The organism is Collimonas arenae (assembly GCF_000786695.1).
In the GTDB taxonomy this organism is placed as follows: Bacteria; Pseudomonadota; Gammaproteobacteria; order Burkholderiales; family Burkholderiaceae_D; genus Collimonas; species Collimonas arenae_A.
In genome coordinates, this window is sequence record NZ_CP009962.1 from 2,354,571 (window position 1) to 2,378,274 (window position 23,704).

The 23,704-nt window shown below is 55.0% G+C and carries 23 protein-coding genes; 13 read left to right on the plus strand and 10 right to left on the minus strand.

Annotated features, from left to right (window positions below; all coding sequences use genetic code 11):
- The first annotated feature begins 71 nt into the window (after positions 1-71).
- The 3 genes from LT85_RS10530 to LT85_RS10540 all read left to right on the plus strand — a co-directional run bounded on the left by LT85_RS10530 (position 72) and on the right by LT85_RS10540 (position 3,898).
- Positions 72-1,343 (plus strand): hypothetical protein, encoded by a 1,272-nt coding sequence (locus LT85_RS10530; protein ID WP_038488313.1) that lies wholly within the window; start codon positions 72-74, stop codon positions 1,341-1,343.
- A 268-nt stretch (positions 1,344-1,611) separates the two neighbouring features.
- A complete protein-coding gene (locus LT85_RS10535) occupies positions 1,612-2,403 on the plus strand; it encodes a class I SAM-dependent methyltransferase (RefSeq protein WP_052135047.1) in 792 nt (263 codons plus the stop codon).
- Positions 2,404-2,548: 145 nt separating this feature from the next.
- Positions 2,549-3,898, plus strand: coding sequence for a tetratricopeptide repeat protein (locus tag LT85_RS10540; RefSeq protein WP_038488315.1), 1,350 nt, complete (start codon positions 2,549-2,551; stop codon positions 3,896-3,898).
- 178 nt (positions 3,899-4,076) lie between these two features.
- On the opposite strand, the gene LT85_RS10545 is transcribed toward LT85_RS10540, so the two are convergent.
- The 3 genes from LT85_RS10545 to LT85_RS10555 all read right to left on the minus strand — a co-directional run bounded on the left by LT85_RS10545 (position 4,077) and on the right by LT85_RS10555 (position 7,171).
- A complete protein-coding gene (locus LT85_RS10545) occupies positions 4,077-5,426 on the minus strand; it encodes a DEAD/DEAH box helicase (RefSeq protein ID WP_038488318.1) in 1,350 nt (449 codons plus the stop codon).
- 306 nt (positions 5,427-5,732) lie between these two features.
- The gene (locus tag LT85_RS10550) at positions 5,733-6,191 is read right to left on the minus strand and encodes a VOC family protein (RefSeq protein WP_038488319.1); all 459 of its coding nucleotides are present in this window, start codon (positions 6,189-6,191) and stop codon (positions 5,733-5,735) included.
- 176 nt (positions 6,192-6,367) lie between these two features.
- Positions 6,368-7,171: an inositol monophosphatase family protein gene (locus LT85_RS10555; RefSeq protein ID WP_038488322.1), complete on the minus strand. Its 804-nt coding sequence runs from the start codon at positions 7,169-7,171 to the stop codon at positions 6,368-6,370.
- 158 nt (positions 7,172-7,329) lie between these two features.
- On the opposite strand from LT85_RS10555, the gene LT85_RS10560 reads away from it, so the two are divergent.
- Positions 7,330-8,106 (plus strand): RNA methyltransferase, encoded by a 777-nt coding sequence (locus LT85_RS10560; protein ID WP_038488325.1) that lies wholly within the window; start codon positions 7,330-7,332, stop codon positions 8,104-8,106.
- A gap of 45 nt (positions 8,107-8,151) precedes the next feature.
- Here the strand turns inward: LT85_RS10560 and lexA are convergent, their stop codons facing one another.
- Positions 8,152-8,802, minus strand: a complete 651-nt coding sequence (gene lexA, locus LT85_RS10565; protein ID WP_038488328.1) for a transcriptional repressor LexA — start codon at positions 8,800-8,802, stop codon at positions 8,152-8,154.
- A 362-nt stretch (positions 8,803-9,164) separates the two neighbouring features.
- Between lexA and rpsF the strand changes: the two genes are divergently transcribed.
- From rpsF to LT85_RS10600, 7 genes are all read left to right on the plus strand, one after another.
- Positions 9,165-9,533, plus strand: coding sequence for a 30S ribosomal protein S6 (gene rpsF, locus LT85_RS10570; protein WP_038488331.1), 369 nt, complete (start codon positions 9,165-9,167; stop codon positions 9,531-9,533).
- A gap of 45 nt (positions 9,534-9,578) precedes the next feature.
- On the plus strand, positions 9,579-9,905 hold the full coding sequence (gene priB / locus LT85_RS10575) for a primosomal replication protein N (RefSeq protein ID WP_038488334.1): 327 nt from the start codon (positions 9,579-9,581) through the stop codon (positions 9,903-9,905).
- A gap of 41 nt (positions 9,906-9,946) precedes the next feature.
- Complete coding sequence (gene rpsR, locus LT85_RS10580; protein ID WP_038488337.1) at positions 9,947-10,231, plus strand: 30S ribosomal protein S18; 285 nt, start codon at positions 9,947-9,949, stop codon at positions 10,229-10,231.
- Between the two features lie 26 nt (positions 10,232-10,257).
- Positions 10,258-10,710 carry a 50S ribosomal protein L9 gene (gene rplI, locus LT85_RS10585; protein WP_038488341.1) on the plus strand — a complete coding sequence of 151 codons (453 nt, stop codon included), beginning with the start codon at positions 10,258-10,260 and terminating at the stop codon, positions 10,708-10,710.
- Positions 10,711-10,838: 128 nt separating this feature from the next.
- A complete protein-coding gene (locus LT85_RS10590; protein ID WP_052135049.1) occupies positions 10,839-12,239 on the plus strand; it encodes a replicative DNA helicase in 1,401 nt (466 codons plus the stop codon).
- Between the two features lie 183 nt (positions 12,240-12,422).
- Entirely contained in the window at positions 12,423-13,049 is a 627-nt protein-coding gene (locus tag LT85_RS10595) for a DUF47 domain-containing protein (RefSeq protein ID WP_014006461.1), read from the plus strand.
- Positions 13,050-13,124: 75 nt separating this feature from the next.
- Positions 13,125-14,135: an inorganic phosphate transporter gene (locus tag LT85_RS10600; protein ID WP_038488348.1), complete on the plus strand. Its 1,011-nt coding sequence runs from the start codon at positions 13,125-13,127 to the stop codon at positions 14,133-14,135.
- A gap of 129 nt (positions 14,136-14,264) precedes the next feature.
- Here the strand turns inward: LT85_RS10600 and LT85_RS10605 are convergent, their stop codons facing one another.
- From LT85_RS10605 to LT85_RS10630, 6 genes are all read right to left on the minus strand, one after another.
- Positions 14,265-15,842 (minus strand): DHA2 family efflux MFS transporter permease subunit, encoded by a 1,578-nt coding sequence (locus LT85_RS10605; protein ID WP_052135051.1) that lies wholly within the window; start codon positions 15,840-15,842, stop codon positions 14,265-14,267.
- A 99-nt stretch (positions 15,843-15,941) separates the two neighbouring features.
- Positions 15,942-17,156: an HlyD family secretion protein gene (locus LT85_RS10610; protein WP_038488351.1), complete on the minus strand. Its 1,215-nt coding sequence runs from the start codon at positions 17,154-17,156 to the stop codon at positions 15,942-15,944.
- Between the two features lie 40 nt (positions 17,157-17,196).
- Positions 17,197-18,711 (minus strand): efflux transporter outer membrane subunit, encoded by a 1,515-nt coding sequence (locus LT85_RS10615; protein ID WP_253273710.1) that lies wholly within the window; start codon positions 18,709-18,711, stop codon positions 17,197-17,199.
- 129 nt (positions 18,712-18,840) lie between these two features.
- The gene (locus LT85_RS10620) at positions 18,841-19,314 is read right to left on the minus strand and encodes a MarR family winged helix-turn-helix transcriptional regulator (RefSeq protein ID WP_038488355.1); all 474 of its coding nucleotides are present in this window, start codon (positions 19,312-19,314) and stop codon (positions 18,841-18,843) included.
- A 139-nt stretch (positions 19,315-19,453) separates the two neighbouring features.
- On the minus strand, positions 19,454-20,860 hold the full coding sequence (locus tag LT85_RS10625) for a sensor histidine kinase (protein ID WP_038488357.1): 1,407 nt from the start codon (positions 20,858-20,860) through the stop codon (positions 19,454-19,456).
- Positions 20,857-21,531 (minus strand): response regulator, encoded by a 675-nt coding sequence (locus LT85_RS10630; protein ID WP_038488359.1) that lies wholly within the window; start codon positions 21,529-21,531, stop codon positions 20,857-20,859. The genes LT85_RS10625 and LT85_RS10630 overlap by 4 nt, the downstream gene beginning before the upstream one ends.
- A gap of 163 nt (positions 21,532-21,694) precedes the next feature.
- Between LT85_RS10630 and LT85_RS10635 the strand changes: the two genes are divergently transcribed.
- Both LT85_RS10635 and LT85_RS10640 read left to right on the plus strand, forming a co-directional pair.
- Positions 21,695-22,711: an ABC transporter substrate-binding protein gene (locus LT85_RS10635; RefSeq protein WP_038488360.1), complete on the plus strand. Its 1,017-nt coding sequence runs from the start codon at positions 21,695-21,697 to the stop codon at positions 22,709-22,711.
- Positions 22,712-22,939: 228 nt separating this feature from the next.
- Positions 22,940-23,698 carry an ABC transporter ATP-binding protein gene (locus tag LT85_RS10640; protein ID WP_172657036.1) on the plus strand — a complete coding sequence of 253 codons (759 nt, stop codon included), beginning with the start codon at positions 22,940-22,942 and terminating at the stop codon, positions 23,696-23,698.
- Positions 23,699-23,704 lie beyond the last annotated feature (6 nt).

Sequence of the window (23,704 nt, forward strand, 5' to 3'; positions counted from 1 at the left end):
GATACAGGGCCAATTGGGGAATTTAGGTTGATTGCCCGTTTTTACAAACGAGTCCTTGCAGCCACAAAAATATGAGTACTCAGGATCTGGTTACCGCTTACATTGCTTATCAAAGCGAGACTAATTTTGACACCGCGCTGGAACTTATCCGTAAATTGCGCAGTGCTCGAAAAGTTGATGAAGCCATCGTTCTTGCCAATAAATGGCTGGCAAGAGCAGACACGCCTCTATGTCGCGCCCAGCTTGGCTACGACATAAGCTGTCTCGGCATGTTCGAGCAGGCCGAAGTTGTGCTGCGAGATGTGCTGCCGTTGTTGGAATCCAACCCGGAAACCTACTACCAGATCAAATTGGAATTAGCGTTTGTGAAATACCGTCTGGGAAAATATCATGAAGCTCATTTGCTGCAAAAGTCACTTCATGAGCCTGAATGGTGTGAAGTTTGGACGCGACTGATCTCATTCAACCGGGACAATAGCTGGTTTTTGCCATACAAGGATAAGGTTCTCTGCGATCAATCGGTGGCAGGCAAAAGTATTTTGGTCGCCGGCGAAGGGGGTATCGGCGATCTGCTGCAATTTTCTCGATACATGGAAAATCTGCGGCAAGAGGGGGCTACGGTTATTTATTGCCAGGCGCCGCGAGCACTTCACGGCCTGTTGGAAAATAGCGGGCTTCCCATCATCATCGTTGACAACACGCATGACCTGATGCGCGATTGTGATTTCATCACGTGGCCCTTCGCATTATTTACCCGTTATCAAAAGAGCCCATATTTTCCAAATTTTGCGAAGGAATATCTGGCGCTATCAAGCGGCTATCAACTGCCGGACATCATTCAAGAAAAATTGCATACAAAAACGGAGGGCAGACAAAAGATCGGACTGGTATGGCGCAGCGAAACCACGGTGCGTCACGAGCCGTTCCGATCCTTGGACTTAGGCGTATTGGAGCCACTGCTGGCGACGGCATCCGTAGAGTTTTTCTCAATGCAAGTGGGCGATCTGAACGAACAGGAAAGCGCCTTGATGGAGCGTTATAAGGTTGTCGACCTGGGAGCACATCTGCGTTCGTTCGAAGATGCCGCACATGTGTTGGAACATCTCGACTTGCTCATTTCGATTGATTCAGCACCTGCGCATCTGGCTGGTGCGCGTAATCGTCCTGTCTGGCTGTTGTTATCGCAGGCGTGTGATTATCGATGGTGCGACTGGCTGCGCTTCACACCTTGGTATTCCTCTATGCGCCTGTACCGCCAAACCACGCTGGGAGATTGGCAGCCAACGATTGCTGAAATGAGCGCGGCATTGCTTGTAAAAGACGACAAGTCAGGTTGGCAGTGATAGAAATTTTGGAGCAGAGTCTAATTCGACCATGGACAAATACTCCCAATCGTCTGGAATGGCTATTAAGAGGCTGTTGTGAAACTGGGTGACATCATATGTACGAGGCTAGTCAAGATTGTCGCGAGCGGAATGCTTTTTTCTTCAATGATGGGGTAATTTTCTCAGGGGCTCAACTCAGCAATCCTCGTCAAAGTACAAGAGTTTACCAGGATGACCATCCAGGGATGGCGTTCCCAATGGCCGTCTTTTCACATTTCACTCCCCTATGAATCATAATCCTTACGCATGCAATAAAGTTCCAGAAATCACCTCGTGCAAATGTTGTGCTCAGACTTCAACGCTGGTTGGCGTGGTTGATTTTTCCAGATGCGGCGCGGATGTACATGCGGGTAAGAAGGTTGATCCCTATGCGGGCTGGCCGGTGTACTTTTACCGCTGCGGTGCTTGCGGCTTCACCTTCACCCGGGCGCTCGACAACTGGAGCGCCGAAGATTTTGCTACGCACATTTACAACGACGACTACGTCCGCCATGATCCGGATTACCTTGGCGCCAGGCCACGCTCCAATGCTGATCTAATCATGCACAACATGGGGAGCGTTAGGGAGCGGACCAGCTTGCTCGACTATGGTTCAGGCATGGGCTTGATGACTGAAATTCTCGAACAAAACGGCTTTGACTCCGTTGCCAGCTTCGATCCGTTCTCCTCCACCCGGCGTCCTGATCGACAGTTCAACATGGTGACTTGCTTCGAAGTATTCGAACACGTGCAGGACCCGATAGCCCTCGTCAAGGACATCAACAGATTCCTCAGCCCTGATGGCGCGGTGCTGTTCAGCACTTTGCTCTGTACACCACAAGCGGTTGATGGAGGCTTGCACAACTGGTGGTATTGCGCGCCTCGCAACGGCCATATTTCCTTCTATACGCTGGAGGCGTTGACCGCGCTGGCGGCGCGCTTCGAGTTGCGGGTTCTCAGCTTTAGCGACGGTTTGCATGCAATGTACCGACCGCAGATCGCGGAATGGCTGAAGCCATTCATACCGTCAAACGGCTAAGTAAGAGAATGCCTGCGGTTCGGGTTGCAGAATCTTTTAATGAAGTCAAAAACATTGACCCGAAAGCCGCTGTGAAAACGATTAGGCGAGTAGGGTGCTATTTTCGATAAATACAAAATTAAAATAAGTTGTTGAAGTAGTAAAAATGAATATCAAATTACATGCGACCTCAGAAATTAGTCCACACGTCGCCGGATTTATAGTTGATCAGGATGGCTTTGTTTTCTTTAAAGACGCTTTTCTTTTTCTGTCACCAAAAGAACGCGGCGCATTCCGCTTGTTGCTTGAGGCGTGGCCGAATGTGGTTTCCAAAGCGGAGTTTTCTAAGAATATATGGGCAGGACGCATGTCAGACGGTGGCCTTGCTCGTTGCATAACCAGACTTCGACACTCGTTGGCGCCGTTTAAATTAGCTCATATAGATTCATTTTATAAGGGCGGATATCGATTAACGATTGTGCCTGAAGAGGTGATGGCAAGCGCCCCGGTCGTTTCGCGATCAACTATCCATGCTCGCCCATTGGATCCCGAAAAAGTTGATCCTGCACTGATTGAAGCGTGTACGTACGCCCGGCAATTGCTTGAGCAACGCTCCCTGGAAGCGATTGATCGAGCTGAACTGGTTTTACGAAACACAATTGCAAGCGCACCCGATTACGTGGCTGCTAAATTACTTTTTGCACAGTGCGCAGTGAGTAAAATAAACTATGGTGCTGACGTAAAGCGATCTGTAATAGATGAAGGCTTGACGATGCTTGAATGGGTTGAGGATATAGCGCCTCAAACACCTGGCTTGCAATCGCAAATAGGACGTTTGCTGGATTGCAAATGGGATTTTCACGAAGCCCGCCTTCGGCATAAAAGGGCGTTGGCCATGTTTCCCGACGACGCCACGGCAAACTTGAATTATGGATTGCACCTGCTCATTGAGGGTGCTTATTCGGATGCCGTAGCCGTATTTCGCACCGCAGTTGAGTTAAACCCTTTCTCGCCGCATTTGGCGGTAATACTCGCTCGTGCAGGTGCTTTAGCCAGTGGAGATGTGGCCGAGGCTGTCGCATTGGCTCGAGCCACATACCTTTCTCATAAAGACAGTGTGCAAACTTATTTATATTTGCTATGCACATTGGCGACGAAGGATCCGCAACCTGAAATTGCACATGCGGCACGACATTTTGCGCGAACTCGTGCAACGTGGGCGCTTGCGTCCGGTGCTATTTCATATATTCTTGCACGGTGCGGAGATCATGCCGGGGCTCTTGAAATTATTTCAAAAGAATCTAAAGAAGACGCCGGCATTCACGCCATATATACAGGGGCACTACTGTCGATGGGGATGCTTGAAGAAGCAATGACGAGAGTAAAGAAGGCGGTGGCCTGTGGCTGTGGACCATTGCCAATAATATTGAATATGCCGGAAAATCTCGGGCTGCACAAACATCCTGATTACCCAGAGGTACGTTTGAGTGTATTTTCCCGTGTCGCGAACATGTAGCAATCCGTGTTCTGATACACGGAGGCTGGGCGTGTCTGCGCGAGGTGGTTTTGAGATCAGGCTTATGATGTGGCCGACTGACCGTGCTTACAGGCTTAGCTTGGCGTGATCAATCGACGCTTCTTGAGAGCATGGAACCTGGTAGCGACTCCATGCTGGTTCTAGAGATGCCTAACGTTTAACGACCTCGGCCGCCAGAGCGGCGTGGCGCTGCTGGACGTGCTTGCGAACCATTGCCGCCGCCATGGCCGCGGGACGGGCCCTGAGCCGGTTTGGCGCCGCCTGGCGCACCGCCAGACGAGCGGCCGCGTCCACCACCACCTCCGCCGGCGCGATTGCCGCCGCCACCGCCGCTACGCAGCTGGATTGGCTGGGCACGGGCGTTAGGGTCTGGTTCAAATCCGGCGATGATTTCTTTCGGCAGTTCGCGCTTGATCAGTTTTTCGATGTCTTTCAACATCTGATGTTCATCTACGCATACCAGTGATACAGCTTCGCCGGTTGCGCCGGCACGGCCGGTACGGCCGATGCGGTGGACGTAATCTTCTGGTACGTTAGGCAAATCGTAGTTGACTACGTGCGGCAACTGATCAATGTCGATGCCACGGGCTGCGATATCGGTCGCTACCAGTACTTGCAGGCTGCCGTCTTTGAACTCAGCCAGTGCGCGGGTGCGGGCCGATTGGCTCTTGTTGCCATGGATTGCCATGCCACTGATGCCGTCTTTTTCCAGTTGCTCGACCAGCTTGTTGGCGCCGTGTTTGGTGCGGGTGAATACCAATACTTGCGACCACTGGTGGGTCTTGATCAGGTGGGCCAGCAGCGGGTGCTTGCGGTCGCGGTCAACCGGATGGATCTTTTGCTGGATCACTTCCACGGTTGAATTGCGGCGCGCGACTTCAATCATGGCCGGCGAGTTGAGCAAATTGTCCGCGAGGATCTTGATCTCGTCCGAGAACGTAGCGGAAAACAGCAGGTTCTGGCGCTTCTTCGGCAGCACTGCGAGAATCTTCTTGATATCGCGGATGAAGCCCATGTCCAGCATGCGGTCGGCTTCGTCGAGAATCAGGATTTCGACGTGGTTCAGGTTGACAGTACCTTGTTGCATATGGTCCAGCAGGCGGCCGGGTGTGCACACTAGAATGTCGACGCCATGCTTGAGCACTTTAATCTGCGGATTGATGCCGACGCCGCCGAAGATCACGGCCGAAGTCAGTTTCAGATACTTGCCGTACAGGCGCACGCTTTCTTCGACCTGGGCCGCCAGTTCGCGGGTGGGTGTCAGCACCAGGGCGCGAATCGGGCGTTGGCTGCCGGTCGGGTTGGTGGCCGAATTTGACAGGCGGTGCAGCACAGGCAGGGTAAAGCCGGCAGTTTTGCCGGTGCCGGTCTGGGCGCCAGCCAGCAAATCGCCGCCTGCCAGCACGGCAGGAATCGCCTGGGTCTGGATTGGGGTAGGGGTAGTGTATCCGTGTTCGGTTACGGCACGAACGATGGCTTCGGACAAGCCGAGTTCAGAAAAAGACATGACAGCTCAATAGAATAATATCGGCCTGTCGCCTTGTGTAAGGCGCCAGTCGCAGGCAAACGGGATTAGAGGAGGTTGGAGCTACCCTGACTGAGGAACGATGCCTGAGTCCGATAACATCCTTGACAGCAGTATTTGACTGGAGAATTTGCTGTGTCGCCGCAGAGTATAACAATGACGGGCTACAGGCAAGCGTTTCTGCTGTATTCAAGTCTAGGCTGGACAAAATACTGTCTGCGGCCCGCTCCAGAAAGCAGAGTGGGCCGCGTTGTTGGCGATATGGATGCAACCAGAGGTGAGGCGCGCCTATTTCATCGCGGCTGCGGCACGCTCGCGGAGCTCTTCTTCAGAATAATCGGCGATGTGGGTACTGATGGTCCAGGTATGACCGAACGGATCTTTGAGCGAGCCGGAGCGGTCGCCATAAAACTGATCTTGCACCGCCCTGATTTCGGTGCCGCCGGCGGCAATTGCCTGTGGGAATGTTACGTCCACATTGTCGACGTAAAGTATCAGGCTGACTCCGGCTCCACCCAGCGATTTTGGGCTGCGTATCATCATTTCGGGAAATTCATCAGCCAGCATGACGCGCGCGTTACCGAGCTGGATTTCGGCATGGCCGATTCTCTTGTCGGGACCTTCCATGCGCATAATCTCGACTGCGTTGAAAGCTTTTTGATAGAACGCTATTGCTTCGGCTGCGCCGTCAATAGCGAGATAGGCGGTGACACTGGTGTAGCCGTCGGGGATAGGTTTGACTGCCATATTGCTCTCCTGCGGGTTGAGAGATGGTCTTGAGAGTACCCAGTTGCGCTGCTGCGCATGCATTGTAGTCTCTCAACCGCAGAGTTGAAATGGCAAAAAACAGTTTTACCGGTTACCGCAAAATTACCGTGACGGAAGCGCTCTGCAGTAACGGCCGTGCTGTAACCGGCGTTCTATTATTTCTTGGCAAACGGTGACAACAAACCAACCATCTGGGCAAATACCTTAGGGCTGCCGGCGAGTACGTCACCCTTGTACAGGTAGTCGGATTCGCCGCTGAAATCGCCAATGATGCCGCCCGATTCGCTGATCAGCAGTGAGCCGGCAGCGATATCCCAAGGCTTCAGCCCTTTTTCGAAGAAGCCGTCGAGGCGACCTGCGGCCAGGTAGGCCAGGTCGAGAGCGGCTGAGCCGGGGCGACGCAGGCCAGCGCAATTTTGGGTCATGATACGGAACATCTTCATGTACTCATCCATGGCCGGACCTTCGGTTTCACGGAACGGGAAGCCGGTACCAATCAGGGCGTCGGCGATCTTGTCGCGCTTGCCTACGCGAATCCGCTTGTCGTTCAGATAGGCGCCGGAACCCTTGGTGGCGGTGAACAAATCGTTGCGGGTTGGGTCGTAGATCACCGCTTGCGTGATCTGGCCCTTGTGCTGCAATGCGATCGAGACGCAGTATTGTGGGAAGCCGTGGATAAAGTTGGTAGTGCCATCCAGCGGATCGATGATCCAGACGTTTTCGTTGTCGTCATGCAGATTGGCGGAGGCGCCAGATTCTTCGGCCAGGATTGCGTGATCCGGGTAGGCATTCTTCAAGACGTCGATGATCGCCGCTTCGGCAGCCTGGTCGACTTCGGTGACGAAGTCGTTATGCTGTTTCTTCGTTACCTTCAGCAGATCGAGGTCGAAAGAGGCGCGCGAAATGACTTGGGCACCGCGACGGGCGGCCTTGATGGCCGTATTGAGCATTGGATGCATAATCGAGGTAGGGTTCCGTTAAAATGGCGGCACTGTGCCAACCGGGAACAGAACCACCACTATGATTAATAATAATGAACGATGCGGACGTGCAGATGAATATTTTGATAAATAAGCAGCTTTTAGTCGCAGAAATCCGCGTTATGGCGCTATTTTAAATGAAGCTGGCCAAAATCAATACGTCTCTTTTCAACCGCCTGCGCTTTGTGCTGGTCGAAACCAGTAGTCCTGGCAATGTTGGTGCGGCTGCCCGCGCTATCAAAACCATGGGTTTTTCCGAGCTGGTCCTGGTCAATCCGCGCTTCCCCGATGTGTTGCAAAGAGATGAGGCCGTTGCATTTGCCAGCGGCGCACAAGACATCCTGGCTTCAGCGCGGATCGTTGCTACTGTCGAAGAGGCTTTGGAGGGCTGCAACTTTGCTGCGGCGCTGAGCGCACGCTTGCGCGAATTTTCCCCGCCTTTGACTGCCCCGCGCGCGTTGGCCGCCCAGTTGGCCGCTGATGCCAGCCTGAACGCTGCGGTGCTGTTCGGCAGCGAGCGCTACGGTCTGCCGAATGAAGTGGTCGAAAAGTGCAATGTCTTACTGAATATTCCTGCCAATCCTGAATATTCATCGCTGAATCTGGCGCAGGCTGTACAAGTGCTGGCTTATGAATGCCGGGTAGCTGCCAGCGAGGATTTGCCTTTGCCGGTCGGCAGTGAAATTGGCTTCCAGGGCAATGCCGCCAGCCTGAGCGATATCGATGGCATGTTTGCACATCTGGAGCAGGCCTTGATCGAGATTGAATTCCTTGATCCTGTCAGCCCGAAAAAACTGATGCCGCGCCTTAAGCGCCTGTTTTCCCGCGCCCAGCTGGAAACCGAGGAGGTCAATATCTTGCGCGGGATCGCCAGTCAGATTCTGACTAAGCGGCGTCGCCTTGATCGTTCCTGAGTTCGGTAGCCAGACGATATCAGCCGGCTGTTGTCCTGTTTTCAGTTAGTTCCAGCTGCGCAGTAGGCCAACCGCCAGGCCTTCAAGGGCGAAATCTTCCTGGCTCGGTGTCACGATAATAGGTTCAAAATCCGGGTTTTCAGGAAGCAACTGGATCACCGAGCCTGATTTCTGATAGCGCTTGACAGTCACGTCGTCGCCAAGGCGCGCGACGACAATCTGGCCATTTCTGGCGCTGTCGGTTTTCTTTACTGCCAACAAGTCGCCATCCATGATGCCAGCGTCGCGCATCGACATGCCGCGCACCTTCAGCAAATAATCCGGTTTGGCGCTGAACAGGGCGGGGTCGACATTGTAGGTAGCCTGGATGTGTTCTTGCGCCAGGATCGGCGATCCGGCGGCAACCCGTCCAACCAGCGGCAGGCTGAGTTGCATCAGGGCGGGATGCGGCAACGCCAGTTGTGTGCCTTGGCTGCGCAGGGTGGTTTCGGTCAGGCGGATGCCACGCGAGGTGCCGGGCGCTATCACGATGGCGCCCTTGCGCGCCAGCGCTTGCAAGTGTTCTTCGGCCGCATTGGCTGAACGAAAGCCAAGCTCGGTCGCTATTTCAGCGCGCGTCGGCGGAAAACCCGTGTTTTCGATGGCGTCCTTGATCAGGTCGAGGATTTGCTGTTGGCGGGCGGTCAGTTTGATCATAGGTATTTGTTTGCAATATTCGCAAGGCAAGGTTTAAGAGCCGGTGCAGCCGGACTGCGCTGCCCCCAACTGTTCAATTCAGGTAAGGCGGCTAAAGTACATAAGGTACGGTTGCGCAAAAAACGTATTTAATGCCATTGCATTAGTGCTGTGTATATCAACAGTCTGTATTTTTGTACAGTATTTGTGCAAATGCAAGATAAATGATGCGATTAAACCACTTCCTTATGCGGAAGTAGTTGCAGGCGCTTGAAAGCATTGAGTTTTGTTGCAATTGCGCGTACTATTGCTGGTTTTCCTCTTCCCACACTCGTCTTGACGCCGAGGTGGGCGATTCTTCAATCCGTCCAAAAGGAGCTTACATGCGTCATTATGAAATCGTATTTATCGTCCATCCTGATCAAAGCGAGCAAGTGCCTGCAATGATCGAACGCTACAAAGGTATCGTCACAACACGTGGCGGCACTGTACATCGCGTGGAAGACTGGGGTCGCCGTCAACTGGCTTACCTGATCCAGAAACTGGCAAAAGCGCATTACGTCTGCCTCAACATCGAGTGCGACAGCGAAACTCTGGCTGAAATCGAAACCGGCTTCAAGTTCAATGATGCAGTGTTGCGTCATCTGACTGTCAAGCTGAAGAAGGCCGAAACTGGTCCTTCGCCAATGATGAAGGCTGTGCAGAAGGAAGATGCTGCCAAGAGCCATCGCACTGAAGCGCCGGCAGCCTAATTGCCCGACCTATCAGCGATCCTATAGCCATCGAGTCCATCAGGAGTGAGTCAAGCCAATAACGTGTTTCAGCTGGTTGCCGATATTGCCGAACGTGAAGTCATCCGTTATACGCCGGCAGGCATTCCGATTGTATCTGCAAATTTGCAGCATCGGTCGGAGCCGATTGAAGCAGGAATCAAGCGTTTGATCGAATTCGAAATTGCCGCACTAGCTGTTGGCGAGATTTCGGGAAGATTCAGTCAGGCGCAGTTGGGTGGTACTTTCTGGTTTACCGGGTTCATGGCACGCAAGAGTCGCAATGGTAGAAGTCTGGTATTTCACATCACGGATTTCGCTGCGATAGAAGCAGATGCTTCCTCAGGAACATAGCTGAAATTGCAGATTAATTATTTTAGATACAGGAGCCAAAAATGGCATTCGGTAAAAAGTTCGATAAAAGTAAACTGAAAAACAAGCGTCAACAACAAAACCCGCTGTTCAAGCGCAAGAAATTCTGCCGTTTCACCGCTGCACACGTTGCCAGCGTTGACTACAAGGACGTCGACACGCTCAAGGATTTTGTTCAAGAAAACGGCAAGATCATGCCAGCACGTCTGACCGGCACCAAGGCAATCTATCAACGTCAAGTGGATACTGCGATCAAGCGCGCACGTTTCCTGGCGCTGCTGCCATACACCGATCTGCACAACGCTTAATTGACGACTTGAAATAGGAGAAAAATATGCAAGTTATTCTGTTGGAAAAAGTCGTTAATCTCGGCAATCTGGGTGAAGTTGTTCGCGTCAAGGACGGTTACGCACGTAATTTCCTGATCCCGCAACGCATGGCACGTCGTGCTACAACTACAGCTATCGCTGAATTCGAAGCGAAGCGCGCTGATCTGGAAACAGCAGCAGCAGCCAAGCTGGCTGTGGCGCAAGGCCAAGGCGAAAAATTGAGCGGTCTGACTGTTCAAATCTCGCAAAAATCGGGTGTTGACGGCCGTCTGTTCGGTTCCGTGACCAACTTCGACATCGCTGAAGCGTTGACCAAGCAAGGTTTCCCAGTTGAGAAAGCGCAAGTTCGCTTGCCGAACGGCCCGCTGAAGACTACTGGCGAACACGCTGTTGCTGTTGCTCTGCATACCGATGTCGTGGTCGATATCATTATCGCTGTGATCGGCGAGCACGTTTAATTAGCTGTTGCCAAATAGCTATTGCAGCATTTGCTGCAAGCAAAAAAGCCGGGTTTTCCCGGCTTTTTTTACGCCCTTTTTCTGGCAGTGCAGCAAGACGCCAGGCAGAAGCAGGTATAATTCGCGCCATGAAAGCACCTTCTAAAGCACTGTCAGATCCGCAGTTAGATTCCCTCCGCGTACCACCCCATTCGATCGAAGCAGAACAGTCCGTTTTAGGTGGATTGCTGTTGGATAATGCGGCCTGGGACAAGATCGCCGACTTCGTCAATGCCGACGATTTCTATCGCTACGACCATCGGATCATCTTCCAGCACATGGTCAAGCTGATCAACGGCAGCAAGCCGGCAGACGTCATCACCGTGTTTGAATCGCTGAGCGGTACTGGCAAGGCTGAAGAAGTGGGTGGTTTGAGCTATCTCAATGCGCTGGCGCAAAACACGCCGTCGGCGGCGAATATCCGCCGTTACGCCGAGATCGTGCGTGATCGCGGCGTTCTGCGCAAACTGATCACCGTCGCCGATGAAATCTCCGGCCAGGCGTTCAGTCCGCAAGGCAAGGAAGTCAAGCAGATGCTGGACGAGGCGGAATCGAAGATTTTCGCGATTGCCGAAGAGGGTGCGCGCGGCGCCCAGGGTTTCCAGGAAATCCAGCCCTTGCTGACGCAGGTGGTGGAACGCATCGACGAACTCTACAACCGCGACAACCAAAGCGATATTACCGGCGTCTCGACCGGTTTTATCGATCTCGACAAGATGACCTCCGGTCTGCAAAAAGGAGACCTGGTGATCGTGGCGGGCCGGCCGTCGATGGGTAAGACGGCGTTCTCGGTCAACATCGGCGAAAACGTGGCGATCGACAGCGGTTTGCCGGTTGCAATTTTTTCGATGGAAATGGGCGGCACCCAGCTCGCCATGCGTATGCTGGGTTCGGTAGGCAAGTTGGACCAGCACCGCCTTCGTACCGGCCGCCTGAATGACGAAGACTGGCCGCGCCTGACCCATGCGATCCAGAAGATGAACGATGCCCAGCTGTTCATCGATGAAACCCCGGCGCTCAGCTCGATCGAATTGCGTGCCCGCGCACGCCGGTTGTCGCGCCAGTGCGGCACTCTCGGCCTGATCATCATCGATTACCTGCAACTGATGTCGGCCAATAATGCCGGTGAAAACCGCGCCACCGAAATTTCTGAAATCTCGCGTAACTTGAAGGGCCTTGCGAAAGAACTGCAGTGCCCGGTGATCGCGCTGTCGCAGCTGAACCGCTCGCTGGAGCAGCGTCCCAATAAACGGCCTGTCATGTCCGACTTGCGCGAATCCGGCGCTATCGAGCAGGATGCCGACGTGATTCTGTTCATTTATCGTGACGAAGTGTATAACCCGGATTCGCAAGAAAAGGGCACGGCAGAAATCATTATCGGCAAGCAGCGTAACGGCCCGATTGGTAGTGTGCGCCTCAGCTTCCTGGGGCAATACACCAAATTCGACAACTACGTCGGTAACCTGGATGCCCCATACGGCGGCGATTGATCGTTGCCTTTTTTGTTGCAGCAACGCAAATTTTACAAAACCTGTAAAGCGTTGGATAAGCGAGCCTGATATATTTCAGTTTCGTGACATTGTTTGCTTTAAATTAATACCCTTGGTTTAAATGCAATTTTAGTTTTTGTTTCAGTTTTAGATTCAGCTTAACCCTCATAAGAGAGAATAAACATGTTTGGACGATTGATGCCCACCGAGGGCAAATTCTTTGAGCTCTTTAATCAACATGCAGAGCTATGCGTCAAAGGCGCCAAAGAAATGGTGGCGTTGATGACTAATTTCGACGATCTGGAAATTCGCGTACACGCGATTGAGGGCATAGAGAAGCAGGCCGACCAGGTCACGCATCATGCGATCGATATGTTGCACAAGACCTTTATTACACCGATCGACCGCGATGATATCCATCAGTTGATCACCCGCATGGATGACATTCTCGATTTGCTGGAAGATGCGGCCCAGACCATCTCGTTGTACGACATCAAGGCCATCACGCCGGAAGCTAAACGCCTCGCCGAACTGTGCCTTGGTTGCGCCGAGAAGGTCAAGGCCGCAGTGGGCCTGTTGCACAATATGGATAATTCGCGCGAGATCCTGGCGATCTGCGTCGAGATCGACCGCCTGGAATCGGATGCAGACCACGTGATGCGCGCGGCCATGTCGAAACTGTTCCGCGACGAACCTGATGTCCGCACATTGATCAAGCTCAAAGCCATCTACGAACTCCTGGAAACCGTCACCGACCGCTGTGAAGATGTCGCCAATATCATTGAAGGCATCATCGTCGAAAATGCCTGATGCAGAGTAGGGCGTTGGCTGCCATAAGCAGCCAACGCATTGATGTAATTCCTAAAAAAACGACTCTGGCTACTCATGCACACTCTTCAAATCAGTATTTACGTTCTCGTCTTTCTCATTGCACTGGCGCTAATATTCGACTTCATGAACGGCTTTCATGATGCCGCCAATGCAATCGCTACCGTGGTCTCCACTGGCGTCCTCAAGCCACAGCAGGCAGTCGCCATGGCGGCCTTGTTTAATTTCATCGCAATTGCGGTGTTCCAGCTTCACGTCGCCGCCACGGTCGGCAAAGGCACTATCGATCCCAATGTGGTCGACCATTACGTGGTCTTCGGCGCCCTGGTCGGCGCTATTTGCTGGAACATCCTGACCTGGTACTACGGTATTCCTTCATCTTCTTCGCATGCTTTGATCGGCGGCCTGGTCGGTGCTGCGGTAGCCAAGGCAGGCACCGGATCGCTGATCTCCGCCGGCCTGATCAAGACGATTGCCTTCATCGTGCTGTCGCCGCTGCTGGGCTTCGTCTTCGGCTCCATCATGATGGTGCTGGTGTCTTGGATTTTCGTACGTTCGACGCCGCGCAAGGTCGATAAATGGTTCCGCCGCCTGCAACTGGTGTCGGCCTCCATGTATAGCCTGGGTCACGGCGGCAACGATGCACAAAAGACTATCGGTATCATCTGGATGCTGTTGATCGCCACAGGATTTTCGCAGGCCAGCGACAGCTTGCCGCCATGGTGGGTGATCATTTCCTGCTATAGCGCTATCAGCCTCGGTACCTTGTTCGGGGGGTGGCGTATCGTCAAGACCATGGGCCAGAAGATCACCAAGCTGAAGCCGGTGGGCGGCTTCTGTGCGGAAACCGGTGGCGCGATTACGTTGTTCCTGGCGACAATGCTCGGCGTTCCTGTTTCAACCACCCATACCATCACCGGCGCCATCGTCGGCGTTGGCGCCGCACGCCGTGTTTCTGCGGTGCGTTGGGGTGTTGCGGGCAATATCGTCTGGGCCTGGGTGTTGACGATACCGGCATCGGCCTTCATGGCGGCGATTGCCTGGTGGATCGGGAAGCATATTCTGTAAGCAGAACGGCTGACAGACAGAAAATCAAAAGGGCGGTGCATAGGTAACTATGCGCCGCCCTTTTTTATGCAGCCCACTATCCGGGCCGCCTTTTGCTCAATACACTTATCTGTCGTTATCGCTGAACATTTAGTGCGCGCCACCGGCATCGACCGGCACGCTGGAACGCTGCGGCTTGGTGAGCCAGACAAGGGCAATCAACATTACGAACAACACTGCCGAAATCCAGAATATATCGGTCGCGCCCTGAGTCGCAGCTTTGACTGTAATCAGGCGGTCGATGGTGGCCCAGGCCGCCGGTTCCGGCATGCCTTGCGCTGTCAGATTGTGCACCGCCTCGGTAAATGCGGGGCTGTGCGGACCGGTAAATTCCGTCAGCTGCGAATGGTGCAGGGAAGTGCGGCGATCCCACAAGGTGCTGGTGATCGAAGTGCCCATGCCGCCGAACATGATCCGCACGAAGTTGGACAAACCGGCCGCGGACGGGATTTTCTCCGGTGGCTGGCCCGACAGGATGATCGAGGTCAGCGGGATAAAGAACATCGCCATCGCTGCACCCTGGATAATGGTCGGAATCATCAATGTGAAGGTGTCGACATTCTCGGTGAATTGCGAACGCAGGTAAAACACCACGGCAAAGATAAAGAATGCCGTGCTGGCGACCCAGCGCGCATCGACCTTGGGCAGTAACTTGCCGATGAACGGCGACAGGATGATGGCGAAGATCCCGACTGGCGCCATCACTTCACCCGCCAGGGTTGCGGTATAGCCCAATGTGGTTTGCAGCCACAAAGGCAGGATCACCAGGCCGCCGAACATCAGGCCGTAGCCAACCGAGATGGCGATCACGCCGCCGCTGAAGTTACGGCTCTTGAACAGCCTCAGGTCGACTACCGGATGGTCGTCGCCCAATTCCCAGATAACGAAGTAGATGAAAGCAATCAGGGCGACTGCTCCCAATATCACGATGGTCGAAGAGTTGAACCAGTCGAGTTCTTTGCCCTTGTCCAGCATGATTTGCAGAGAGCCAACCCAGATCACCAGCAAGGCTAGGCCGATTTTATCGATCGGCAGGTTGTAAGTCGCCGATTCGCGCTTGTGATAAATCGACCAGGTGGCCCAGGCGGCAAATACGCCGACCGGAATGTTGATATAGAAAATCCATGGCCAGGTGTAATTGTCGGAAATCCAGCCGCCTAGCAGTGGCCCCATCACTGGCGCCACCAGGGTGGTCATGCCCCAGAACGCCAGGGCCATGCCGCTCTTGGCGGGCGTGTAGCTGGATAACAGTAACGACTGCGACAACGGAATCATCGGTCCCGCGACCGCGCCTTGCAGCACGCGGGCGGCGATCAGTACTTCCATGCTGGGCGCCAGGCCACACAATATCGATGACAGTACGAACAGGATGATCGAGGTCACAAACAACCGTACCTGACCGAAGCGCTGGGTCAGCCAGCCAGTCAGCGGCACCGAGATGGCGTTGGCCACCGCGAACGAGGTGATGACCCAGGTACCTTGTTGTGGCGAGACGCCGAGGTCACCGGAGATGGCAGGAATGGAAACGTTGGCAATCGACGAGTCGAGTACGTTCATGAACACGGCAAGCGATAATGCAACCGTGCCCATGACTAGCTTGCCGCCGGTAAGCGGCGGCAAGGCTTGTTGAGGCGGCCGTGGTGGCGGCGCTGGTTTTGGGGAACTCATGAAGGCATTCCGGTAAGGGTTATTGCGTATTTGACGCCGTCAGCGGCGCCATCCAAACGATGGCGTCCGCTACGGCATGCGCCGGCGAATTGCATGCGATCAGTGTGCCGCCGCTGCATTGTTGTTGGCAGCGATAATGCTGGCGATACGGGCGTCGGCTTCCTGGCCACTCTTGTCGAATACGTCGGTGGTGTAAGCCGGTGCGGTGCGTGCAGAGCCGGCTGTCAGCGAAGTGCCCTCAGTCTGCGCAACGTCAACGCTGACGTCCATCGAGACGCCGATACGCAGCGGATGGCTTTCCAGATCTTTCGGATCCAGAGAAATACGCACTGGGATCCGCTGCACGATCTTGATCCAGTTGCCGCTGGCGTTTTGGGCAGGCAGCAGCGCGAACGCGGAGCCGGTGCCAGCCGCCAGGCCGATCACCTTGCCGTGATACTCGATCTTCGAACCGTATAGGTCGGATTTCAAGGTTACCGGCTGGCCGATGCGCATATTGTTGATCTGTACTTCCTTGAAGTTGGCGTCAACCCACAAGGCGTTCAGCGGGACGATGGACAGCAGCGGGCTGCCAGCGGCAACGCGCTGACCAACCTGCACCGAACGCTTGGCGACATAACCGGTGGTCGGTGCCAGCAAGGTGGTGCGGGCCAGGTTGATATAGGCATTGCGTACTTGCGCCGATGCGTTCAGCACGTTCGGATGCTGTTCAACCGTGGTGCGGTCGGTCAACACCTTGTTGGACGACAATTGTTCACGCGCGGATTGCAAGGCCGCTTCAGCACCTTGCACGGCGACCTTGGCGTGATCCAGTTCTTCCTTGGAGACAGCACCGGTGCTGATCAACTGCTGGCGGCGCGCCAGATCCGAACGAGCTCGCTCCAGTTCTGCGGTGCGAGCGGTGACGCCGGAGGTCAGCGTATTGTTATTGACGAACAGTGTGCGCACCTGGCGTACGGTCTGCGCCAATTGGGCTTCAGCCTGGTCCAGTGCGACCTTGGCATCGGCTTTATCCAGTTCCACCAGCGGTTTGCCGGCTTGCACCAGTTCGGTATCGTCGGCATTGATCGCCAGCACCGTGCCGCCAACCTGTGGCGTCACTTGCACCACGTTGCCACCGACGTACGCGTCATCGGTGCCTTCGTAATGACGGGCGTAGATGAACCACCAGATGCCATAGGCGATCAGGACGATGATAAGGGCGATGGTGACTGCAATCAGCAAGCCGCGGCGTTTGCCATTGGTTGCGGCAGGCGCCGGAGCAGCAGCAACGCCGGCCGTTGGTTCTTTTGGAGTTTGATTTGGTGTTGTCATGATGCGGGTTTCGCAATAAGTGAACGGTTGTTTTAATGAATCAGTTAGTAGCGCTTGCTTGCGGATTGCTGCCGGCGTTGGCCTCGGCCGGGCTGAGGCCCGTTGCGTTGCCATCGAAGCCGCCTCCCAGCGACTTGATCAGGTTGACGCGCAGGTCTGCCCTGCGTGCACGCGTATCGAGCTCAAGCCTGCGCGCCGCCAGCCAGCCGATTTGGCTGCTCACGACCTGCAGCATGTTGGCGGTGCCGACTTGTTGTCGTTGTTCCGCCAGTTTCATGCCGCGCTCGGCCGCTTCAACTGCGATCTGCTGATTCTTGCCTTGTTCCTCGGCGGCGCGTAGCGATTGAACACTATCCGCCACTTCGTGGAAGGCGTCGTTTAGCGCCTGGTTATAAGTGGCGACTGCGCCGTCATAGGCGGCGACCCGACCCTTGAGTTGGGCGCGCAGCGCGCCGCCTTCAAAGATCGGCAGGTGGATTGCCGGTCCGCCGCCGACTACCTTGCTGCTATGGTTCAGGAATTGCGAGAAACTCAGGCTGGAAAAGCCGATCATGGCCGACAGGTTGATGTCCGGATAGAATTCGGTCTTGGCTACCTTGATATCGCTTTGCGCTGCTTCCACTTGCCAGCGTGCAGCCAGCACATCCGGCCGTCTTCCCATCAAGCCCAGTGGCAGCTGGTCCGGCAGCGCGATGGCGCTGTCCGCCGGCAGCACCGGCTGAGCGATTTTCAAACCACGGTCAGGGCCCTGGCCCATTAATGCAGCGATCTGATTACGCGTCAGTGCAATCGCTTCCTGCCATTGCGAACGTTCGGCGCGCAGACCGGCCACTTGCTGGCGGCTAGTTTGATTGTCGCTCTGGGTATCGAGACCGGCTGCGAAGCGTTGTTGGGTGAGCTTGTCCAATTTATCGCGCAGCGCCAGTTGTTGGTCAGTCAGATCCAGTTGCGCAAATTGACGGCCCAGTTGCAGCCATGCCTTCGAGATCGCTGCGGTCAACACCAGCCGCGCTGCATAATCCTCTGCTTGCGCGGCTTTGCTTTGCGATATGGCGGAGCGCAGCTGCTCGCTGTGCTTGCCCCAGAAATCCAGGTCGTAGCTAAAGTTCAAGGCGGTTTCATAGTCCGTCACATACATGCCGCCGAACGGTGGCGGATAAATGCTGTTTTCGGAAAAGCGTTCACGGGTAGCCGATAAACTGGCGCCGACTTGCGGTTTGCTGGTGGCGCCGGCCGCTTCGACCATGGCATGCGAAGCGGCGATACGGGCTGCCGCTGCCTGCAGATTTGGATTGGTGGCCAACGCTTCATCGACCAGTTGTTGCAGCGGGCTGCCGCCAATTGTGCTTACCCATGAACTGGCTGGCCATACGCCACCCTGGCCTGGCAGGGAGGTTGCAGTTGCGTAGTCGTCTGGACTGTTCGAGTGGGCAGTACTGTGAATTCCGCTGAAATTGGCACAGGCCGTCAGCAACAGTACTGCGGCGCTGATGGCAAGGCGTTGCGTGCCGAGTTTCGGCAGGCGGCGTCTGGATGAGGATGAAAGAGGGTTCATGTCGGTGTTGATTTGACGAGTTGATTTAGCGGCCACGGATAAAATGACTACAAAGAATAACGACAGGGAATGACGCGGGCGTTTTTCCGATTACTTAAAAATAATACTGTATGGATAGTTCTTGCATAGTCAATGTGTTTTCTCTGTTGGCGTACCACTTGCCAGCAGGCGTCGCAGCATTGATTTCAAAAAGCCGATCTCTTCTGCACTGAAATCTGAAAAGTGTTTGTTGAGCACGCCGCAAAATGCTTTTGGCATCTCTTTCGACAGTTCGACGCCATCGGCGGTCAGGTGCAGCTTCATCAAGCGTCTGTCATGCGCGCAGGGCTCGCGCGTGATCAGTTCGCGCGCCACCAGTCGGTCGATCATACGCTTAGTTGACGCCGCGTCGGTATACGTCTCGCGTGCAAGATCGGCGGCGGTAGAGTATTTCCCGGTTGACAGCATCAGAAGAATTGCTCCCTGAGCATGGGTGATCCCATATTTCGCCAGGGATTCATCCGAACTCTTGACCAGCATGGCACGCGACCGCGCCAGCAGATAGCCTATGCTTTCTTCTATCTGGTAGTTCTCCAGAGCAAATAATGGTGATGGGTTACTCACGGATTTCTCACAGACTTGTATTTAACTATTTTCTCATTTGCAACGAATGCGCAATTTTATTGCCCTAATATTCATTGCCTAGGCAAGAGAATATACTGCAAAATAAACTTCTTTGCTGGCGACGCTCTAGAAACGTTCCTCAGGTTGCAGTTGTATTTTCCGGCGCAGGCGCGGCACATGCCGGTAAATGCAGCAATACAGTCAGGCCGCGCTGCTGCCTTGATGTCGCCAGCGTCACCGTACCTTGTGCGGCGATCACGATTTCTTTGACAATGGCAAGACCAAGGCCGGTGCCTTCCTGGCCGGGTGCGGCATTGCGGAAGAAGCGTTCAAATACGCGGTCGCGCACTTCGGCTGGAATGCCGGGGCCATTGTCGCTGACGCTGATTTCTATCTGCTCCGGGGTAGCGTTAACAGCCACCGTTACTTTGCCCTGCGCCGGCGTATAGCGGATCGCGTTGTCGACCAGGTTCATCATCATGGCGTTAAACAAGGCCTCGTTGCCCATCGCCCAGGCGTGCTCGATTTCGGTGTCGAGTCCAAGGTCGATATTCTTGCGTTGCGCCAGGTCGACAATTTCTTCCAGCACTGTGGCCGCCACCGCGACGAGATCCACCGGATGCCGGAGAAATGCGGTGGTGTTGGATGCCTCGGCCTGTGAAAGCAAGAGCAGCTTGTTGGTCAGTTCGGTCATATTGCGGCTGCTTTCCTGCAGCGCCTGCAACACTTCTCCGCGCCGGCTTTCATCGCTCAGGCGGCGGGCAAACTGGATTTGCGAATCGATCAGTGTCAGCGGCGTGCGCAACTGGTGGGCTGCATCGGCGATAAAGCGCTTTTGCGCCGCGACCTGGGTATTGAGGCGCTGGATGGTTTGATTGATGGCTTCAACGATGGGGCGGAGTTCCAGTTGCAATTGACCGGCCTTGATCGGCGAAAGCGAGGTGGCGTCGCGCGACGCCAGCTGGTCCTTCAGGTGCATCAGAGGCCGCAATTCCATGGTCAAGCCGATCACCACCAGCGCAATCGCCAGCAGCAGCATGGCGATCTGGCGATGCAGGGCAGGGTGCCAGAGATCGGCCAGCATCTGGTCGTGGGCGCGCGTGGTCTGGCCTACCAGTACTGAGATCTTGCGCAACTGGCCAGCGTTATACAAGGTGCGCACCTGGCTCACCACGCGCAGCGCCTGCCCGTGATAGTCGATGCTGTTGAATGCAGGCGTAGTTACCGGAAAACGCAGCGTCGTTGGAAAGTCGGTGCGGCCGGCCAGCAAGCGGTCATGGTCCGTGATCACCTGGTAATACACCTGGTCCTGCTCCGGCGAGGCCAGCAGTTCCAGCGCTGCCGGCGGGATTCCGGCATGCGGCTCGCCGTCGAGCCACTGGATCTCGCCAGCTATCACTTGGGCCGACGCCAGTAGCGCGTGGTCCTGGATCAGGTCAGCGGTTTCGCGCGCGCTGCGATACGACAGCGTGGCGCTGATGGCGACAAACAGCGTCAGTGGAATCAGCAGCCACAGCAGCAGGCGCAGGCGAAGACTGATGATCAAGTGAGGTCTTTCTGTTTGAGTAGATACCCGAGTCCGCGCAGGGTCATGATGGCAGCCTGGGAGTGCTCCATCTTCTTGCGCAGGCGGTGGATGTAGATCTCGATGGCATCTGCGCTCGGCTCATCGTCCAGTCCGAACACGCCGTCCATCAAAGCTGTTTTCGACACCGTCTTGCCTTGCTTTAGCATCAGGATTTCAAGTACGTCGTGCTCGCGCGCAGGCAATGCCAGCAACTGCCCGGCAATCGAAAATTGCCGCGTATTGCTGTCGTAGTGTAGATCGGCACAATGCATCTCCGCCGATTTGCCGGGCGTCTGGCGGCGGATCAGGGCCTTGATGCGCGCCACCAGTTCGCGTACTTCAAAGGGCTTGACCAGATAGTCGTCGGCGCCTGCGCCAAGGCAATCCACTTTCTCATCGATCGAGCCGCTTGCCGTCAGGATCATTACCGGCACGTTGTTGTGGCGCTGGCGCAGCCGACGCAATACGCTCTTGCCATTCATCTTCGGCAGCTGCAGGTCGAGCAGGACAACGTCGTAGCTTTCGCTTTGCAGCAGGCTGTCGGCAACTTCGCCATCTCTGGCGATGTCGATGGTGAATTTGTCTTCCTTGAGTATCTTGCTCAGCCATAACGCCAGCGGCGGATTATCTTCAATCAGGAGTAATTTCATGGATGCCCGGGGGTTTAATTATGTTGCACTGCAATCTAAATAGTACTGATTTGGAAAGCTGGATGAAAGTTACCGCATCCTAGAATACGCTCAACATTGGAACATTGGCAGCCAGCCATGTGTATCCGGTGATTATCCCAAAAAAATAAATGGAGACAAGCTAATGCATACCCTCATCCGCGGTTCATTGATTTCCGCCGTTCTGCTTTCTGGCACCGTGCTTGGCACCAGCCAGGCGGTCGCAGCAGATTCGGGCAAAATCACCATCATGGTCGGCGGCATCACCAAGATGATTTATTTGCCAGCCAAGCTGACTGAGCAACTTGGCTATTTCAAGGAAGAAGGGTTGGACGTCGAGCTGCAATCGCAACCGGCTGGCGTCGATGCGGAAAATGAATTGCTGGCGGGCGCGGTGCAAGCCGTGGTTGGGTTCTACGATCATTCCATCGATTTGCAAAGCAAGGGTAAGGAAGTCACCGCCATCACCGTCTTTGGCCAAGTACCCGGCGAAGTTGAAATGGTCTCGACCAAGGCTGCTGCCACCATCAAAAGCATGGCCGATGTCAAAGGCAAGACGTTGGGCGTGACTGGCCTCGGCTCATCAACCAACTTCCTGACGCAGTATCTGGCAGCTAAGAGCGGCGTCACCTCCAATCAGTATTCGGTGTTGCCGGTGGGGGCCGATAATACCTTCATCGTCGCGATCAAGCAGAACCGTATCGATGCCGGCATGACCACCGAGCCGACTGTTTCGCAGTTGTTGAAGAACGGCGACGCCTCTGTGCTGGTTGACATGCGCACAGTTGAAGGTACGGTCAAGGCGCTGGGTGGTTTGTACCCGGCTTCCAGCCTGTATGTGCAGCGGCCATGGCTCAATACGCACAAGGAAGAAGCCGCCAAGCTGGCGCGCGCCTTCGTCAAGACGCTGAAGTTCATCAATACCCATAGCGCCGCCGAAATCGCCGACAAGATGCCGAAGGATTACTACGGCAATAACAAGCCGATGTATGTACAGGCCTTGCAAAATTCCCTGCCGATGTTTTCTCCTGACGGAAAAATGCCGGCCGGCGGCCCGGAAACCGTGCTGCAAGTCCTGTCCGGATTCAATCCGAACGTCAAGGGCAAGCACATCGACCTGGCTAAAACCTACACCAACGAGTTTGTTAGCCAAGGCAAGTAAGACTGGCGCACACGATGTAAACATCGGGACACCTCGCGTTGTTGTACGAGGCTTCCCGATAACCGGATGGCTCTGGCCGGCGCGATACGCGTACCCGGGGAGAGTCCTGCCGTCCTGACACAAAGAAGGAAACCTGAAATGACCCAAACTGCCTACGCGTCGGCCACGCCGTCCTCGTCCGTTAAACCGGTGACGCCGGAGCCTTCGCGCGATACGCCAGCCATAGAAATGCGTAATGTCTCTTGCCGCTTTATCTCGCCGGATGGCAAGGCTACGGTGGCGTTGCGCGACTTCACCATGAGTGTGGCGCGTGGCGAATTCGTAGCGATCGTCGGCCCGACCGGTTGCGGCAAGTCGACCACGCTGAGCATGATTACCGGCCTGCTCAAGCCGACCGTTGGCGAAGTGCGCATCATGGGCGAGCCGGTCAACGGTATTGATCCGCGCATCGGTTTTGTGTTCCAGAACGATGCGGTATTCCCTTGGCGCAGCGTGCTGCATAACGTGGCTGCAGGCCCGCTGTTTCGCGGCAAACCGAAGGACGCAGCCTACGCCTTGGCGGAAGAATGGATACGCCGGGTAGGTCTCGACAAGTTTAGCAATCACTATCCGCACCAGCTTTCGGGCGGTATGCGCAAACGCGTTGCACTGGCGCAAACCTTTATCAATAGTCCTGAAATCCTGTTGATGGACGAGCCGTTCAGCGCGCTCGACATGCAGACACGCACCCTGATGCAGGATGAGTTGCTGCAACTGTGGTCATCGCAGGCCGGCTCGGTGGTATTCGTTACCCACGATCTGGAGGAGGCGATCGCGCTGGCCGACAAGGTCTATGTGTTGACTGCCCGTCCGGCCACCCTGAAGAGTGTGTATGAAATCGATCTGCCGCGGCCGCGCGTGATGTCCGAAGTGCGTTACGAACAGCGTTTCATCGACATCTCGCGCAAGATCTGGTCCGATCTGCGCGAAGAAGTTCATATCAGCTAAAGCGTT